Source organism: Ectobacillus antri (assembly GCF_003852715.1).
Classification (GTDB): domain Bacteria; phylum Bacillota; class Bacilli; order Bacillales; family Bacillaceae_G; genus Ectobacillus; species Ectobacillus antri.
Map to the genome: position 1 here is coordinate 1 of NZ_RIAV01000057.1, position 1800 is coordinate 1800.

At 36.7% G+C, this 1800-nt stretch carries 2 protein-coding genes and 1 pseudogene; all 3 read left to right on the plus strand.

Going from position 1 to position 1800, the window contains the following annotated elements:
• On the plus strand, nt 1-543 hold a 543-nt coding region (locus EEJ45_RS17975), incomplete at its 5' end, for an RHS repeat-associated core domain-containing protein (protein ID WP_124566119.1).
• Nucleotides 544-803: 260 nt separating this feature from the next.
• Nucleotides 804-1481, plus strand: coding sequence for a hypothetical protein (locus EEJ45_RS17985; RefSeq protein ID WP_124566121.1), 678 nt, complete (start codon nt 804-806; stop codon nt 1479-1481).
• A gap of 191 nt (nt 1482-1672) precedes the next feature.
• Nucleotides 1673-1800, plus strand: a pseudogene (locus EEJ45_RS19130) (RHS repeat domain-containing protein); the annotation flags it as partial.

A 1800-nucleotide genomic window follows, 5' to 3' on the forward strand; every position in this document is an offset into this window, starting at 1 on the left:
ATGACAGACAGCACAGGCAAAGTCGTGGCGCAATATACGTACGATGCATGGGGCAATGTGCTGACAAGCAGTGCAGAAGGTTTCGCAGCAGATAATCCGTTTGGATATGCGGGATACATATACGATAAAGAAATCGGCATGTATTACCTCATGGCACGGTATTACCATCCGGTGCATGGTGTGTTTATTTCGGTAGACCCAGATCCAGGTGACGCGGATGATCCGATTACGCAGAATGGGTATACGTATGTAAATAATAATCCGGTTATAGGTGTTGATCCAGATGGGCACTTTTTCTGGCTAGCTGTGAATGCGGGGTTTGCAGCATATGATGGATATAAGGCTTATCGTGCAGGAGCTACTGTTGGAGGTATAGTAGGTGCGGCTGCGTTAGGTGGGCTAGGTTTAGGAAGAATTAAGGTTACAGGGAAAATTGTTTCAGTTGCAAAAAAATACATGGAAATAGTATTTTTAGTAAAAAAGCAAACCATGGATATGAGATATATAAGATGGCGAATGGGAGAAAAGAAGTTGTTAAAGTAGGTATTAGTGGTGGGAAAATATCACGAGCAGGTAAGTCTTATAGAGCAACTAAACAGGCAACCAGTTGGTCTAATAAATTTGGTGAAAAGTATTATACACGAGTTGTAAAGAAGAATATGACTAGACAAAAAGCGTTAAGGTGGGAACAAGGTCATGTAAATAGGGTTGCTAGAGGGGGTGGAACTTTCAACTCAAGGTATCACAAGAGACCACTTCCTTGGTGGTAATTCATAAAATAAGTAAAGAGAGGAGGATATCTTATGGATATTCATTTTAAAGATTGGGGAAAGAAGCGTCCCAAAAAACATTATAATAGGTTACATGAGATGCGAATTTTCGAGTTGATTTTTATGAAAAAATTGCGTGATTTAGGTGTAGATTTAGGTGGATTTGAACAAATTATAGTTTATTGTTTGGCTAATCCAAATAAATCAGTTTCTTATGATGAAAATCATGCTTTAAATCAGATCACATTATCAATCCCGTATGATTATATGTCATTTTTGGAACTAAATTCAATACAAGAAAAGTATCAAGAATTTTCAAATCTGATTCGGTTTTATGTGGTTCCAGTATTTGAAAGATATTCAGGACTATCATCAGCAAGCATTTTGCAATATGTAGAAGCAGGATTGAGTGAAATTGTTAGACAAAACTTTGAAGCAGTTTTTTTGGTAGATAAAACGCCTAAAAAAAGTCCGAGTCGTAAACGAATCGCCCTTTTAAAAGGAATACATCGATCAGATGGATTTCAACTACGTTGCGAAGTCTATAATGAAAGAGGCTATAAGATGATTGATCAATTGCTAGTTGAAGAAGTAGGTAATGAAATTGTTTATGCGAGATTTCTTGGCACGTTAAAATGGGAAAATGAAAACTTGATTGTAGTAAAATCAAAGTCAAGTAGTTGGTCTGAGAAAGTATATGTAAACCTTTAAATATTTTAATGGCTAATAAACTTGTACAATCTAGGACGTAGCCGATGTTTCTGTGCTATAAAGAGCTTTTTCAAGAAGAAATGGTGTAGATAAAGAGGCAAGAGAGAAACCCTGCTTTAGGCGGGGTTTTTATTTTGTATAAAATAGGAATCTAGTGAAAGTTGATATACATATCAAGTAAAATAGAATAAGAAAAACCTACCACAACTGCGACATTTAACAGTGGAAACCAGTTAACGAAATACGGTACAGAAACACTTACCTATGATGCGAATGGCAATCGCAAATCTGACGGCAAATATACGTATACCTGGGACGG